Below are 13,577 nucleotides of genomic sequence, written 5' to 3'. Positions count from 1 at the left end.
CGCGCGAAGATACTATCGCCTTTCGCAATCAGCTCCCGAAAATCTACTTTTCGAGCTTCAACTATGGGCTTCGCAACAACGGCAATTCACGCCGGCAATGAACCAGACTCCGCTACGGGAGCGGTGAGCGTCCCCATCTATCAAACGTCAACGTACGCGCAGGACGGCCTCGGCAAAAATAAGGGATTTGAGTACGCGCGCACCGCGAATCCGACGCGTCTGGCGCTCGAGCGGAACATCGCGGCACTTGAAGGCGCCCAGTTCGGTTACGCGTTCGCCTCAGGAATGGCCGCCATCGATGCGACGCTACGGCTGATTAAAGCCAACGAGCACGTAATCGTTTCCGACAACACGTATGGCGGGACGTTTCGGCTCTTCAGCAAGATTCTTTCGAACTATTGTATCGAGTTCGACTTTGTGGACACCGCGGATGTGACGAACGTCGAAGCCGCCATCAAAGACAACACGCGCATGGTGTTTATTGAGACGCCGACGAATCCGGTGATGATGATCACGGATTTGCAAGCAGTCAGCGACGTGGCGCATGCCGCGGGAGCACGCGTCGTCTGCGACAACACTTTCATGTCGCCGTACCTGCAAAGACCGATTGAGTTCGGTGTCGATATAGTCGTTCATTCGACGACGAAATTTCTGAATGGCCATTCGGACGGTATCGGAGGCGCGGTCGTGCTCAATAACGAAGACGACGCCGCGTGGATTCAATTCGTCCAGAACAGCGCCGGCGCGATTCTTTCTCCGTTTGATTCCTGGCTGGTTTTGCGCGGCACCAAAACTCTGGCGCTGCGCATGGAGCAGCATGACAAATCCGGACGCGCAGTGGCCGCGTTTCTCGAGGACCATCCGAAGGTGCAGAAGATTTACTACCCGGGATCGCTGTCGCACAAACAGCACGAGCTGGCCAAGCGCCAACAGAAGGGCTTCGGCAGTATGATTTCGTTCGATGTCGGATCGCTTGAGGCGGCGCGGACGGTGCTCGAATCTACAAAACTTTGCACGCTCGCGGAAAGTCTCGGCGGCGTTGAGACGTTGATTTGTCATCCAGCCACCATGACGCACGCCTCGGTTACGGCCGAATCGCGCGATCGGCTCGGTATTACCGATGGGTTGGTGCGAATTTCCGTCGGCATCGAAGACACTGACGACATCATTGCAGATTTGGATCAGGCGCTCGCCTCCGTTGGGTGACAACACAGCGGCGACAATATAAAATCCCTGACGAATTACCGGCTTCAAATTCGCCCTTAACGCTCCTCAAAATGCTCGTAGAGCTACACGCCAAATCCGATGTAGGCCGCGTGCGCCGTGGCAACGAAGATAATTTTCTGCTTCTCGATCTGGGGACGCAGCAGGCGTGGACTGGCTCGGATGGCGCAGACAGCCCGTCAGAGATGAATCAACTGGACGTCGGCGAAAAAGGTTTGGTCCTGGTCGTATCAGACGGCATGGGCGGTGCGCTGGCCGGCGATGTCGCCAGCCGCATGGCCATCGATTCGGTGCGCGAAGTAATGACCGGAAATGACGGTAATGCCTGCGATCCGGAATCGTCGCTGGTTGATTGTCTGAAACACGCCACCCTGCAAGCCAACCGCGCGATCCACTATAAGAGTCTCGAGGACAGCCGTTGCAGCGGCATGGGCGCGACGTTAACCGGCGCCGCTATTCGCCACGACATGCTCGACCTCGTGCAGGTGGGTGACAGTCGTGCGTATGTTGTGCGCGGCGATCAGATTCGCCTGGCCACTAAGGATCAGTCGCTCGTGCAGCAGCTTGTGGACGTCGGCCAAATCAGTGAGGAAGAAGCCGAGACGCACATGTTTCGGAACGTGATTCTTCAGGCCCTGGGCGCCCAGACTGAGCTGACGCCTGTCACGGCGCGCATTCAGCTTCGCCAGGGCGACGTGCTATTGCTTTGCAGTGACGGGCTGTCAGGAAAACTGCGGAATGAAGAGATTCGTCAAATCGTGAGTGACTCGAGTGACGACTTAACCGCCGCCTGCGATGCCCTGGTGGCAGCCGCGAACGACCGCGGCGGCGAAGACAACATCACGGTTGTGTTGGCAAAATTTTCAGGGGAAGATTTACAAGACTCAGCCGGAGACCGGATTACGATCGAGTTGCCGGTGATGGATGACGATAAGACGCTCGACGAAACTGAGATAGACACGCAGCATCGCACGCCCAGGCTCTGATTCCTGTCGCTAAGACTTCAATTCCTTCCCGCGCCAGTCGGGCACCTGCCCAGTACGACGAACATAAATCGAAGCACCCTTGACCCGCTCGACCTGCACGCGGTCGCCGGCTTCAAGCGGCTCTTCACCGTCAGCCGGATAAGCAGTCCAGGTTGAACCGAATACTTTGACGGCGCCTTCATGCAGCGCGCCGCGACTGGAAGTAACGACCGTGCCTACCTGACCTGGGAGGGCATCGGCGCCGCTTTTCAGATCGCCGCCGGACTTCTCACGCGAAAAGTAGTTGACGAAGATGGTGCGCGATGCAGCAGTCAGCCCAATTGAAACCACGGCAAAAATCAGGAACTGCAATGGCAGGCTGGTGACGCCTGCGAGATTAGCCAGCGCCGCGGCCAAAGCGCCGATACCAAACCATAGCAGTACAAATCCAGTTGAGAAGATCTCAGCGGTGATTAAAAGTGCGCCGAGAATCAGCCAAACAATCCAGAAGTAGTTTTCCATGGGTTAAGTGCTCGAAGTCGCGAAGGACAGCATGACCATTTTCCATTTGTCATTTCTGATTTGTCATTTGGCATTTTAAGTTGCGTCTTGAATTGGTGCCGGTCCCTCCTGTCAGCGGGAATGGAAAATGTTAAATGCCAAATGGAAAATGCTCTTTCTACTTCCAAAGGTTCTTCATCACAAACCAAATATTTGCCGGACGTTCCGCGAGCCGGCGCATAAAATACGGATACCAGTGCTTACCGTATGGCACATAGACGCGCATATTATACCCGTCGCGCGCCAGTTTCTCCTGCAAATCGCGGCGGATGCCGTAAAGCATCTGAAACTCGAAAGCTTCCTTGCCGATTCCCTGATCGCGCGCGTGGCGAATCGTGGCGTTAATCATGTGCGGGTCGTGGGTGGCGATTCCATGATAGGTGCCGCTGGAGAGCAGAAGTTTCATCACCCGCACATAATTTTCATCCACGTCCTTCTTGTCTGGGAATGCAACTTCGGGGGGCTCGTTGTAGGCGCCTTTGCAGATGCGTATACGTGCCGGAATCTTTAACAAGTCCTGCGCGTCGTCGTAGGTCCGCCGCAGGTACGACTGCAAAACTATTCCCACGTCATTCAGACCAAATTCGCTGCGCAGCCGCTTGAAGATATCGATCGTAATCTGAGTAACCGCTGAGCTCTCCATATCGACGCGCACAAAGTTGCCGCGCCGGGCGGCGTCGGCGACGACTGCACGCGCGTTGCGATAGGCCAGTTCCGGATCGATATCGAGGCCGAACTGGGTCAGCTTGATCGAGACGTTCGAGTTGATATGTGACTCGTCGATTTTCGCAAGCACGTTGAGATACTCACGCACTTCGCCTTCGGTTTCCGCGACGCTATCGACGGATTCGTTCAGGTGATCGAACGAGGCGGAACATCCGCGCGCGTTAAGTTCCTTGATCGCGGCCACGGCTTGGTCGTCCGTTTCGCCGGCGATGAACCGTGCGGTGATCTTTCTGAACGCCGCGAAACGCGCGGCGAAATCTTTGAGTTTGTCCTGACGGGCGAGGTAAAGCAGCGCGCTGCGAGTTAGCATTTGTCCGGGTACTTAACCGCTATGATATTCTTTCGGTGATAATGCGTTTCAAGCTGATTTTGCTTACATCGCTGATTGCGTCGATGTTCGGTGTTGGCTTTTCCATCGCGCTCATCCTTGCGACAGTTGGCGCGTCAGAACTCTTTTCAACGGCGCCTCTGGGCCCGGAATCAGTTCGTTGGCTTTATCTCGAACTGTCGCTGCCGCCGTTTTTCGTAGCAGTGCTCGGCGGTATCTTCGCTTATCGGCATACCGCTCACCGACGTAAACTGCAGGCTTTCTTAACCGGCATCCTCGTCTTGCTGTTCTGCTTCGCTGAATTCATCGCCCTTGAGCGTTTTCTAACCTTCGCCGACTGAACTCCTCACCGTCGCCTGGGGTCCCAGCCCAATCTCTTTCTGGACCGGCTTCAAAGCATCAATCACAAACTGAATGTGCTCATCAAGCGTAACTCCGAGTTCCTCTACACCTTGATGAATGTCATCGCGATTAACTGAACGCGCGAAGGCTTTGTCTTTCAGTTTCTTCTTTACCGATTTCACTTCAAGATCATCCAAACTGCGAGTGGGCCTAACCAGTGCGCATGCGACCAGAAATCCGCAAAGCTCGTCCGTCGCAAACAGCGCCTTAGCCATCTGCGTGTCGCGGGGGACGCCTGTGTACGTCGCATGACCGAGTATTGCTTTGATTATTCGATCGGGATAACCGCGGCCGCACAGAATGTTAGAGCCTGTGAATGGATGCTGGTCCGCTGACGGAAACATTTCGTAATCAAAGTCGTGAAGTAAACCGACCAGACCCCACTCGTCTTTGTCCGCGTCCGCGTCGCCGTAGCGTCCAGCACACGCGCGCATTGCCGTCTCGACCGCCAGGCCATGCTTGCGCAGGCTATCGCCCTTCGTGTACTCGCAGAGCAGTTCCCACGCTTCTTCACGGGTCGGTGTTGTCATGAAATTCGCTGGACCGAGTGGAAAACTAACACGCGGGATTCGTCAGCGACAAGTGATGAGAGCTTCGCATGGGCGTCTATTACTTTGTCTTCGAGCGATAGCCGGGCCGCGCGCGAATTGCGACGTCTTTGCGAGTAGTCTTGACCTGAATCTTGCGGTACTTCCCGTCCTTCTCACGGTTTGTCGGGTAATATCCGAGCGAATACTGCGTGCGCAGCTCGGCCGCGATTGCGGCGAACGCCTGCGGCAGCATCGCGAGAGTATCGGCGCGGTGCACCTGTCCACCCGAACGTTCAGCCAGTTCCTTCAAGTACCCGTCCGCCATGAAGTACGCCCGGTCGAGCATCCCTTTGATCGAGTCGTCGGGGGTTGGGCGCTTGTTTGGTGCGGGCCCAGGATCCATTGTCGGTCGCCGGCCGGAAGCGTCGGGGAAATCGGTTGGCGATCCTTGCGGCGTCTGCGTCGGGATCGGACGGCGCACCGGGCGGCTGAGAATCATTTCCAACGGCGATTTGCCCTGCGCCGAACGATTCGGATCCGAGGAAGGATCTTCAGAGGGAAAGGTGGAAGGGGTGGTGCCCTGTTGGCGAATTACGTCGCTGGTCGGTAATCCGATCCCGCCCTGCTCCCCTGCCTGACGTCGCGCGATCGCTTCGGTCTCCGCTCGGGTATCGAAACGAATCGGATAAACGATCACGCCGCTTTCGTCCAGGTTCTTGAGCGTGCCCTCGTAACTCCCGCCCCTGTCGCTGTGCCAGTCAACACCATCCGTGAAAACGACGATCGCGCGCCGCCCACTAACCGGTCGCAGATTATTCAGCGAGCGCTCAACCGCGTCATAGACCTTCGATCCCTCGCCCGAGGTGGTCTGCGAGATAGCATTGCGAATGACGGCTTTGTCGGACGTGAACTCATTCCAGTCTTTCACCGAATCGTCGAACGAGATCACTTTCACTTTGTCGGCTGGGCCGAGCTGCTCGACAAACGCGATTGCCGCACGCTGTATCATCGGCAGCTTCTCTTTGGTACTCCCGCTGGTATCCAGAAGCAGCACCAGAGTGAAGGGCGCGTTCACCGTCGCGAGAAAAGCGATTTCCTGGGCGACGCCGTCCTCAGAAATCTTGAATTCCTCTTTGACCAGATCGGCGATGTACTTTCCGGTGCGCGAACTGGCAATCACCGGAACCGTCACCAGGTTGGTGTCGACTTTAACCGTCTCCAGATCCTGTTCGGTGGGAGCCTCTTCGACCGGCTCGACCTTGGTCGGTTTTTGCGGAGTAGCGACTGGCGGCTTCTTCTGGGGCTGAGCGAGCAAAGACTGCCCCACAAATACGAGACTAATCAGCAGGGCCAAAACTCGAGTTGCCTGTTGCATTGGAAAAAAGACGGCCGCGGTGAATCGAACTATTCGGAGAGACGCGGTATTGTAAACACGTTTCAGCGCGAATCCAACTAGATCTGTCACACCACGCGGTGTTTGACGATCCCTCGTATGTCCGATGAATGAACGTGTTCTGCTCGTTGCCCCGGCGTCAAATCTGATTCCGCAGCTCGAATCGGCGGGTTATCAAATCATCACGTGGCCGAAGCTGCGGTTAACGCCTCTTGAGAATTTCGCGGCTCTCGATGAGGCGATCGCGAATCTCTACGGCTACGACTGGATCATCTTCACTAACTCCGACGCAGTTCGCTTCTTTGTCGAGCGCATCAAGCAGCAGTCACGGGAAATTGGCGACCTCGACACACTCCGGGTATGCGCAATTAGCGAAGCGACCGCCACCGCCCTTGAACATGCGCGGGTTCATGTCGATGTGGTGCCGACGGAAACTAATCCGGCCGCAATTATCGAACAGTTGGCAACGTACGCCGGCGGCTTCGATCACCTGGATCGCCTGAACTTCCTGTTGCCGCAGGCCGCGATAGGCCGCGACTATCTTAAAGCATCCATTGAAGACACTGGTGCACGCGCGGACGTGGTCGCTTCGTATCAGACCGTCGCTAACGATGAGTTGACGCGATTAACGGGTCTGCAAAGCATGCTGCTCACCGGCAGCGTTGACGCCGTCGTGTTCACCCACCCTGATGAAGTGTTCGACTTGGCGCGCGTGCTCGACACGAACCACCCGGCCCCGCTCTTCAGGAACACGTTCGTGCTCGCTGTTGGCGATGCCACCACTAACGCAGCCGAAGCCGTTGGCATTTCTCAGCCGGCCCAGGCGAACGAGTCACCACCGCACGCAATCACTGAATCGCTTGCGAAACACTTCGGCGTTTAACCTCGACGGCCCGTCATTTGCGCTGTGCTAAACTGAGGCGGATGAAAGGCCGCGTGCTCATCATCGACAGCGACCGAAACTCTTCGCATGCTTTGCGCGATCAGTTGAAGGTGCTTGGTTACGAAGTCCTCGCCGAACCAAACAACGCTTCCGGCATCAAAGTCGCCGAGACATTTTCGCCCTCGGTAATCATCACCGACACCATTCCGACCGACGGTGAGGCATTCGCGGCCCTGCGCGAAATCCGCGTCAACCACCCGCACACGCCGATAATTGTGGCGGGCGAAGCCAGTTCGGTGGAAACCGCGCTGCGCGCGATTCAGGATGAGGGCGCCTACCATTATTTCAACAAGCCAGTCGAAGTCGAGAAACTGACGCCGGTGCTCGAGCGCGCGGTGGAACTCGCTGAAGCACGACGCGAAAACGAGTTACTAAGACGAGAATTGCGCGACCGGGGCGCGTTCGGAGAACTGGTCGGCAGTTCCGAAGCGATGCAGCAGGTTTATCGCTTGATCGAACAGGTTGCGTCGTCGTCGGCTTCGGTGCTGATCACAGGCGAATCCGGCACGGGCAAAGAGTTGGTGGCCCGGACAATTCACAATTTGAGTCCGCGGCGCGATGCACCGTTTCTCGCCATAAACTGCTCGGCCATTCCGGACACGTTGATGGAGTCTGAGTTGTTCGGCCACGAAAAAGGAGCTTTCACCGGCGCGGTGGCGCGGCGACACGGTTGTTTCGAGCTGGCAAACACCGGCACCCTCCTGCTCGATGAAATCGGCGAAATGCCGACACTACTGCAGGCAAAGCTGCTCCGTGTGATTGAAGAACGCGTCCTGCATCGGCTTGGTAGTCGAAAGGACATCTCGGTTGATGTTCGCATTCTTGCTGCGACCAACCGCGACCCGCATACAGCTGTTCGTGATCGGACGCTGCGTGAAGACCTGCTGTACCGTTTGAACGTAATCACGATTCATCTGCCGCGTTTGGCTGAACGGCTCGAAGATCTGCCGCTTCTGGTGCAACATCTCGTGACGCGGCTGGCCGCCAAACATGATCGACCGGCGCGATTCATTAGCCCGGCGGCACTCGACGCTCTACAATTTCATTCGTGGCCCGGTAACGTCCGCGAGCTGCGCAACGTCATCGAGCGTGCCGTCGTGATTTGCTCGGGTGAACAAATCGAGCGGCATCATTTCACGCCATATCCGTTTGATCAGCGGCAGCGGTTACGGTCCGAAGATACGGTTACGTTTCCGGTGGGCACGCCCCTGGATGAAATTGAGCGCCACATGATTCTGCGCACGCTCGACAAGACGGGCAATAACAAGACGCGGGCGGCGGAGATGCTCGGCATCAGCTTAAAGACGCTGCACAACAAATTAAATGCGTATCGGGCCAAGGGACTTCTTCAGGAAGAAGAAAGATAGGAGTATTTTCCATTTCTCATTTGGCATTTAATATTTTCTCATTTCTAATCGGCTGGGCGCGAGTGCCCGCGATTCGGGAATGGCAAATGGAAAATGTGAAATGACAAATGGAAAATGTTCTGCTCTTCTTCATTGACGGACTCGGCATCGGCACGCGCGGGCCGCACAACCCGCTCGATGGGTTGCCGGATGCTGAGCCGTTGGCGATTTTTCAAGACGAACAGGCGCGAATTCCGTTCGACGGCGTCTTAGTTGAGACCGACTCGCGGTTAGGCGTAGAAGGCCGACCGCAAAGCGCGTCCGGTCAAACGACGATCCTCACAGGGATTAACGCGCCGGCAGCGATAGGCCACCACAAGCAGGGCTTTCCGAACGCCGCGCTGCTTGAAATAATTCGTGAGCATTCGATTTTCTTGCAGCTAAAGCGCGCGGGAGTCGCTCCGATTACTTTCGCAAACACTTATACCAGGCGTTTCTTCGAGAGTCGTCCACGATGGATCTCAGCGACGACGGCTGCAGTCGAAGCAGCCGGCCTGAGTTTCAATACCGTCGATGACCTGAGGGCCGGCCGCGCGGTGTACCAGGACTTCACTAACGGCCAACTACTCGAACGCGGCGAAGACGTTGAACCTCGCACGCCCGAACAAGCAGCCGACGTTCTCGCATCCGTCGTCGCGGACCATCGATTTACACTTTTCGAATACTTCATCACCGACAAGGTCGGCCACGCTCAGGACATGACTTCGGCGAGGCTCGTACTGCAGAATCTGGCCCGGATGATTCGCCGTCTCATTGGACAACTGGATTTACAGACGACGACCATTATCCTGACGAGCGATCACGGCAACATTGAAGACCTATCGACAAAGAGCCACACGCTCAACGCCGTCCCGACAATCTTTTGGGGCGCCAACAAGGAATGCATTTCGGCACGCATCACCTCGCTCGCGGACATAACGCCGGCGATTGTGGGCTCGTTAACCGATAGCCCCTCCCCGCAAGCGGGGAGGGCTTGGGGTGGGGTTGCGCAGCCGCCAACCTCTCCCCCCAACCCCCTCTCTGCTTGCGGAGATGGAGCTAAGCCAGATTAAGAGCGCAACCGCGAATGTCTAAAACCCAAAGCGCCCTACTTGAAAAGAACAATCCGCGTGAGATTGTCGGTTGGATGATGTATGACTGGGCGAACTCCGCCTTCTACACAACGGTGGTGGGAGCGCTTTACGGACAATATCTGACTTATGTAGTGCAGCAGGCGGTTGGCGAGAACGGCATCGCGATCAGCTTAGGTTCGTTCTTTTCCATCTCAGCGAAATCCTTTTACCCGCTTTGCATTACGTTGGCAGTGCTCATGCAGATTTTTCTTCTGCCCTTGCTGGGGGCGATCGCTGATTACTCGAGCCTGAAAAAGCGTCTCCTGATCTTCTTCTGTTATGCGGGCGCAGGAGCGACATGCCTCATGTATTTCGTCGCTAACGGGAGATACCTTCTCGGTGGACTGCTCTTCATCATCGCGATGCTGGGCTTCAACGCGGCCATCGTGATCTACAACTCTTACCTCCCACAAATCTGCACTGAGGACCGGCGCGACAAAATTTCGAGTCGAGGTTTCGCGCTCGGCTATCTCGGTGGTGGACTTCTGCTGGCGATGAACTCAGTCTTCATCGGCGTCATCGCTCCGCGGATAGGAATCTCCGAGGCGACGGCCGTCCGCATCTCGCTGCTGTCCGCCGGTATTTGGTGGGGCAGCTTTGCGTTACTGACATTTAGCCTGCTGCGATCACACAATGCGGCGCGCCGGCTCCCGCCGGGCAAGTCCTACCTAACGATTGGTTTTTCTGAACTGGGCCAGACTTTTCGCGAGCTACGGCGGCTGCGGCACACGTTCCGTTACCTGATTGCCTATCTGTTTTTTATCGACGGCGTGCAGACAATCATCGGCATGGCCGGTGTTTTTCTCGCTCAGGAATTGTTCGTCGCGCGCGGCCTGGAGGCCAACCCGGCATTTCTGCTCGGCATCTTCCTGTTGGTTCAATTCATGGCCATATTCGGGGCGCTGCTGTTCGAACGTATCGCCGCCTTCATCGGCACTAAAAAGGCAATCATGGCCTCGCTCGTGATCTGGTCGGGCGTCGTCATCTACGCCTATGGATTTTTGCAGACCACGACGCAGGCCTGGTGGATGGCAGCGTTCATCGCCGTAGTGTTGGGAGGCACGCAAGCCCTTTCACGCGGCCTGTACTCACGCATGATTCCGCCGGGACGCGAAGCTTCGTTTTTCGGACTTTATGAAATCTCCGAGCGCGCTTCGTGGATGGGCATGGGAATGTTCACGATCGTAGTCAACCAGACGGGTTCCTATCGCCAGGCCATTCTCCTTCTAATCGTCTTCTTTGTGATTGGCCTGTTGATTCTGATCTTCACTGACACTGACCGGGCAATACACGAAGCCGGAAACCTCCTGCCTGAAGAGGCGGCGGAAACCCAAAGTTAGGCCGCCGTGTTCGTGCGTCGAGACGTGCCGGCACGCTTCAAACATTCGCGTGAGCAATAAGCGAGCGAGCCGCTGCTCAATGTCCTGCCTTCCGGGGTCCAGACACCACACGTTTCGCATTTGACGAGTTTCTCGGCGGCATTGCCTGGCCGGGCGGGCGGGCTGGCGACTTGTTGAAAGTGCCGAATCGTCTTGAGGAATTGTCGCGCGATAGTGATAACCGGACGAAGCACTCGATACAGCACTAACGCGAGAACGAGCAGGACGCCGACGACGAGCAGGATTTTCAATTGATTTTTTTACCGCCGTTACGGGAACTAACCGAAAGGCACTAAGTCACGGCAAGTCGTCTTTTCGCCTGCGCGGATATGGATCGACCGCGCGCCGGCGCGACGGCGAATTTGGCGCGCGCCTGTCGATGCTGCCCGCCGGCAAACCGCGACCATGCACAGCCTCTGTCAGGATTCGAGTAATTTCCTGCGACAACGTGCGATGCTCTGCGGCGGCTTTGCGCCGCAGGGATTCTTTCAGATCGCTTGGGACATAAGCTCCGATGAAAACGCCTTTGCGATTGGCCATTGGTTGGGGGCTCCTTCATTCCAGGCTGATCGAACTCGGAAATAGCCGCACTCAGACGATAAGAAGCAAACAAAGCAGTACGAGGAAAATGCCGATGCAATGAGAGCAAGTCTGTAAGCCGAATTCTGTCTCCCGCTTTCAGATTTGAAATTTCAGATCTGAGATCTCAAATCTGAAAGCGGAAGGGCGATCATTCCTCTAGCCCAACCGTTGCCGATTGGATCCAGCGACCTACCCGGAAGCCTTGGGCGGGCAACCCCACTGAAATCTCAGATCTGAGATCTGAAATCTCAAATGCTTCCCTATTTGGTCTTGCACCGCGAGGAGTTTGCCTGGCCGCGCATGTCACCACACGCGCCGGTGCGCTCTTACTCTCTCAAATCGGAAACCTGAGATTAGCCTTTCGGCCGCACCGTTTCACCCATCACCTGCGGACTCAGATCTGAGATCTCAAAATCTGACTTGCCGCCGGCTGGTCTGTTTTCTGTTGCACTTGTCGTCGGTCAGCTTTGGAATCTTGAATGAATTCTTGAATCCGAAGCTGCCGCCCCGCCGTTAGCGGGCTCGCTGCCCTCTGGTGTTCGGACTTTCCTCTCCTTCGATTCGCGTCTGATTCAAATCTTAGATCTGAAATCAGACTTTGAAACCGAAGCAGCGACCGCCCGACCTGCTCTCATGCAAGGCTCGATGATTATAGCAAACCATTGTTCAACACGCACAGACGAAAAAACTAAGCGTTACGCACGGCGGGGGTCGGGGCACTAGCCCGACCGTCAGGGAGGGCTCAGTAAGTCGCACAGTTGGAGCTCTCCCTGACAGACGGGCTAATGCCCCATCTTTCCTAGCCGAAATACCCCAAACCGACACGTAAGTGCCGAAGCATCGACGCCGGCAGTGTCGAGACAATAAACCACGTCATCACCGAATGCGTGACAGCCAAAGCAAAGAGGTTCGGGGCGCGCTGATAGACCGCGGCCCAAATTCCGCCTGCGATAAAAGTAATCAGCGTGATCCATGGATTGGGAAGGTGCAGCAGACCAAAGATAACGGCCACGAGCGAAACGCTAAGCCAGCCACGGCCGAGCGCAATCATTGCGCGCCGGTTGAAGAAGCCCTGGAGTACGTATTGTTGCGCCAGGGCCCAGGCAAATCCAATTGCGAGCTGGAGCCCCAAATTTCGATTCGGATGCCATCGCAGGAAACTAATCGACGAACCCGTCATCCACGCAACTAACAGGCAGGCACCGGCCACCAAGAGGACCGGCACCGCCAACAGATAAAGTGCCGGGAAAAAATTGTCGAATCGAAAGCCGACGTCGCGCAGGCTTTCACGCCGGACGCGGTGCGACACGAACATCAACAGAGCCCCAAAGATCACCGGCACTGCGATAACCGCTTTGCTGAAGCCTGCGGCAGAAGCAGCCATCCATTCCGCAATTACGACTGAAGAAGCGACAGAGGCGAGCTCCCAAATGGCGAGCGTCCGATCCGGCAGCGCCGCCGCTTGAGGCACGCTCGAAATATCCGGCGGTGAGGTTGAATCGTTCATTGAACGGGTGCGGAATGGACTGTAAAGCGCAAAGGCTTTCCGATTATCTGGAGTGTTCTCCGCGCCGGCGAGGCGCCGCGATGGAGCAGATAGACGCGGGCTTCGTGTTCGCCCGGCGGCAGCGCCGGCGTTCTAAAAATGAAACCGTGCGAGCCATCCGTAGCTCGTCCTGCTTGGCGGACGTCTGGCCGCAACTCAGCGGCCGTGCGTTGTTCGATAAATTGATCGTCGATGAAGAGTTGTACTTCCACGCGCCGGCCCGGATTGTCATCGTCAACTGCCCACCCGGAAATCGTGTTTGCGTCTGCAGAATCCAACCAGCCGCGCAGGCTCGGGTTCGTCGTTGAAAGATAGAAGCCTGCGGCAACCGTTGTGACCAGTAGTGCTTCGACGATCGATTTGCCGATTAGCAAATTAACCAGGCCCGCACGTGAAAAGAGATTCATGTTCTGCTATTTAGACAAAGAAAAAGGGCGGCACGCGTACGCACCGCCCTTCGTCATCCGCGTCTCATGCGGC

General features: G+C 56.4%; 15 protein-coding genes and 1 other RNA gene. 7 read left to right on the top strand and 9 right to left on the bottom strand.

Annotated features, from left to right (window positions below):
* The first annotated feature begins 9 nt into the window (after window positions 1–9).
* Both VFX97_06385 and VFX97_06380 read left to right on the top strand, forming a co-directional pair.
* Window positions 10–1,206, top strand: a complete 1,197-nt coding sequence (locus tag VFX97_06385) for a cystathionine gamma-synthase (GenBank protein ID HEX5702806.1) — start codon at window positions 10–12, stop codon at window positions 1,204–1,206.
* Window positions 1,207–1,277: 71 nt separating this feature from the next.
* A complete protein-coding gene (locus VFX97_06380; protein ID HEX5702805.1) occupies window positions 1,278–2,210 on the top strand; it encodes a protein phosphatase 2C domain-containing protein in 933 nt (310 codons plus the stop codon).
* A gap of 9 nt (window positions 2,211–2,219) precedes the next feature.
* Here VFX97_06380 and VFX97_06375 read toward each other — a convergent pair whose 3' ends face one another.
* The gene (locus VFX97_06375; protein ID HEX5702804.1) at window positions 2,220–2,711 is read right to left on the bottom strand and encodes an NfeD family protein; all 492 of its coding nucleotides are present in this window, start codon (window positions 2,709–2,711) and stop codon (window positions 2,220–2,222) included.
* 157 nt (window positions 2,712–2,868) lie between these two features.
* Entirely contained in the window at window positions 2,869–3,786 is a 918-nt protein-coding gene (locus VFX97_06370) for a proline dehydrogenase family protein (protein HEX5702803.1), read from the bottom strand.
* Window positions 3,787–3,827: 41 nt separating this feature from the next.
* Here VFX97_06370 and VFX97_06365 point away from each other — a divergent pair, with 41 nt between their 5' ends.
* On the top strand, window positions 3,828–4,145 hold the full coding sequence (locus VFX97_06365) for a hypothetical protein (protein HEX5702802.1): 318 nt from the start codon (window positions 3,828–3,830) through the stop codon (window positions 4,143–4,145).
* Here VFX97_06365 and VFX97_06360 read toward each other — a convergent pair.
* Window positions 4,128–4,736 (bottom strand): hypothetical protein, encoded by a 609-nt coding sequence (locus VFX97_06360; GenBank protein HEX5702801.1) that lies wholly within the window; start codon window positions 4,734–4,736, stop codon window positions 4,128–4,130. The genes VFX97_06365 and VFX97_06360 overlap by 18 nt on opposite strands.
* A gap of 79 nt (window positions 4,737–4,815) precedes the next feature.
* Window positions 4,816–6,111, bottom strand: coding sequence for a VWA domain-containing protein (locus tag VFX97_06355; protein HEX5702800.1), 1,296 nt, complete (start codon window positions 6,109–6,111; stop codon window positions 4,816–4,818).
* Window positions 6,112–6,235: 124 nt separating this feature from the next.
* On the opposite strand from VFX97_06355, the gene VFX97_06350 reads away from it, so the two are divergent.
* The 4 genes from VFX97_06350 to VFX97_06335 all read left to right on the top strand — a co-directional run bounded on the left by VFX97_06350 (window position 6,236) and on the right by VFX97_06335 (window position 10,930).
* Window positions 6,236–7,012, top strand: a complete 777-nt coding sequence (locus VFX97_06350; GenBank protein ID HEX5702799.1) for a uroporphyrinogen-III synthase — start codon at window positions 6,236–6,238, stop codon at window positions 7,010–7,012.
* A 41-nt stretch (window positions 7,013–7,053) separates the two neighbouring features.
* On the top strand, window positions 7,054–8,439 hold the full coding sequence (locus VFX97_06345; GenBank protein ID HEX5702798.1) for a sigma-54 dependent transcriptional regulator: 1,386 nt from the start codon (window positions 7,054–7,056) through the stop codon (window positions 8,437–8,439).
* 107 nt (window positions 8,440–8,546) lie between these two features.
* Window positions 8,547–9,530, top strand: coding sequence for an alkaline phosphatase family protein (locus tag VFX97_06340; protein HEX5702797.1), 984 nt, complete (start codon window positions 8,547–8,549; stop codon window positions 9,528–9,530).
* 14 nt (window positions 9,531–9,544) lie between these two features.
* Window positions 9,545–10,930 carry an MFS transporter gene (locus VFX97_06335; GenBank protein HEX5702796.1) on the top strand — a complete coding sequence of 462 codons (1,386 nt, stop codon included), beginning with the start codon at window positions 9,545–9,547 and terminating at the stop codon, window positions 10,928–10,930.
* Here the strand turns inward: VFX97_06335 and VFX97_06330 are convergent.
* From VFX97_06330 to VFX97_06310, 5 genes are all read right to left on the bottom strand, one after another.
* Window positions 10,927–11,220, bottom strand: a complete 294-nt coding sequence (locus tag VFX97_06330) for a PP0621 family protein (GenBank protein HEX5702795.1) — start codon at window positions 11,218–11,220, stop codon at window positions 10,927–10,929. The two genes, VFX97_06335 and VFX97_06330, sit on opposite strands and share 4 nt — an antisense overlap.
* 46 nt (window positions 11,221–11,266) lie before the next feature.
* The gene (locus VFX97_06325; protein ID HEX5702794.1) at window positions 11,267–11,509 is read right to left on the bottom strand and encodes a hypothetical protein; all 243 of its coding nucleotides are present in this window, start codon (window positions 11,507–11,509) and stop codon (window positions 11,267–11,269) included.
* Window positions 11,510–11,607: 98 nt separating this feature from the next.
* An RNA gene (gene rnpB, locus VFX97_06320) (RNase P RNA component class A) lies at window positions 11,608–12,183 on the bottom strand.
* Between the two features lie 167 nt (window positions 12,184–12,350).
* Window positions 12,351–13,058: a CPBP family intramembrane glutamic endopeptidase gene (locus VFX97_06315; GenBank protein ID HEX5702793.1), complete on the bottom strand. Its 708-nt coding sequence runs from the start codon at window positions 13,056–13,058 to the stop codon at window positions 12,351–12,353.
* The gene (locus VFX97_06310) at window positions 13,055–13,504 is read right to left on the bottom strand and encodes a hypothetical protein (protein HEX5702792.1); all 450 of its coding nucleotides are present in this window, start codon (window positions 13,502–13,504) and stop codon (window positions 13,055–13,057) included. The genes VFX97_06315 and VFX97_06310 overlap by 4 nt, the downstream gene beginning before the upstream one ends.
* Between the last annotated feature and the right edge of the window lie 73 nt (window positions 13,505–13,577).

It is taken from the genome of Pyrinomonadaceae bacterium, assembly GCA_036277115.1.
In the GTDB taxonomy this organism is placed as follows: domain Bacteria; phylum Acidobacteriota; class Blastocatellia; order Pyrinomonadales; family Pyrinomonadaceae; genus UBA11740.
The sequence above is the reverse complement of the archived record's forward strand: the minus strand, read 5'-3'. Positions and strand labels throughout refer to the sequence as shown.

Excerpts from the sequence above, each read along its gene's own strand:
- VFX97_06380 (HEX5702805.1), top strand. The coding sequence starts at position 1,278 with ATGCTCGTAGAGCTACACGCCAAATCCGATGTAGGCCGCGTGCGCCGT.
- VFX97_06375 (HEX5702804.1), bottom strand. The coding sequence starts at position 2,711 with ATGGAAAACTACTTCTGGATTGTTTGGCTGATTCTCGGCGCACTTTTA.
- VFX97_06370 (HEX5702803.1), bottom strand. The coding sequence starts at position 3,786 with ATGCTAACTCGCAGCGCGCTGCTTTACCTCGCCCGTCAGGACAAACTC.
- VFX97_06365 (HEX5702802.1), top strand. The coding sequence starts at position 3,828 with ATGCGTTTCAAGCTGATTTTGCTTACATCGCTGATTGCGTCGATGTTC.
- VFX97_06360 (HEX5702801.1), bottom strand. The coding sequence starts at position 4,736 with ATGACAACACCGACCCGTGAAGAAGCGTGGGAACTGCTCTGCGAGTAC.
- VFX97_06355 (HEX5702800.1), bottom strand. The coding sequence starts at position 6,111 with ATGCAACAGGCAACTCGAGTTTTGGCCCTGCTGATTAGTCTCGTATTT.
- VFX97_06350 (HEX5702799.1), top strand. The coding sequence starts at position 6,236 with ATGAATGAACGTGTTCTGCTCGTTGCCCCGGCGTCAAATCTGATTCCG.
- VFX97_06345 (HEX5702798.1), top strand. The coding sequence starts at position 7,054 with ATGAAAGGCCGCGTGCTCATCATCGACAGCGACCGAAACTCTTCGCAT.
- VFX97_06340 (HEX5702797.1), top strand. The coding sequence starts at position 8,547 with ATGGAAAATGTTCTGCTCTTCTTCATTGACGGACTCGGCATCGGCACG.
- VFX97_06335 (HEX5702796.1), top strand. The coding sequence starts at position 9,545 with ATGTCTAAAACCCAAAGCGCCCTACTTGAAAAGAACAATCCGCGTGAG.
- VFX97_06325 (HEX5702794.1), bottom strand. The coding sequence starts at position 11,509 with ATGGCCAATCGCAAAGGCGTTTTCATCGGAGCTTATGTCCCAAGCGAT.
- VFX97_06315 (HEX5702793.1), bottom strand. The coding sequence starts at position 13,058 with ATGAACGATTCAACCTCACCGCCGGATATTTCGAGCGTGCCTCAAGCG.
- VFX97_06310 (HEX5702792.1), bottom strand. The coding sequence starts at position 13,504 with ATGAATCTCTTTTCACGTGCGGGCCTGGTTAATTTGCTAATCGGCAAA.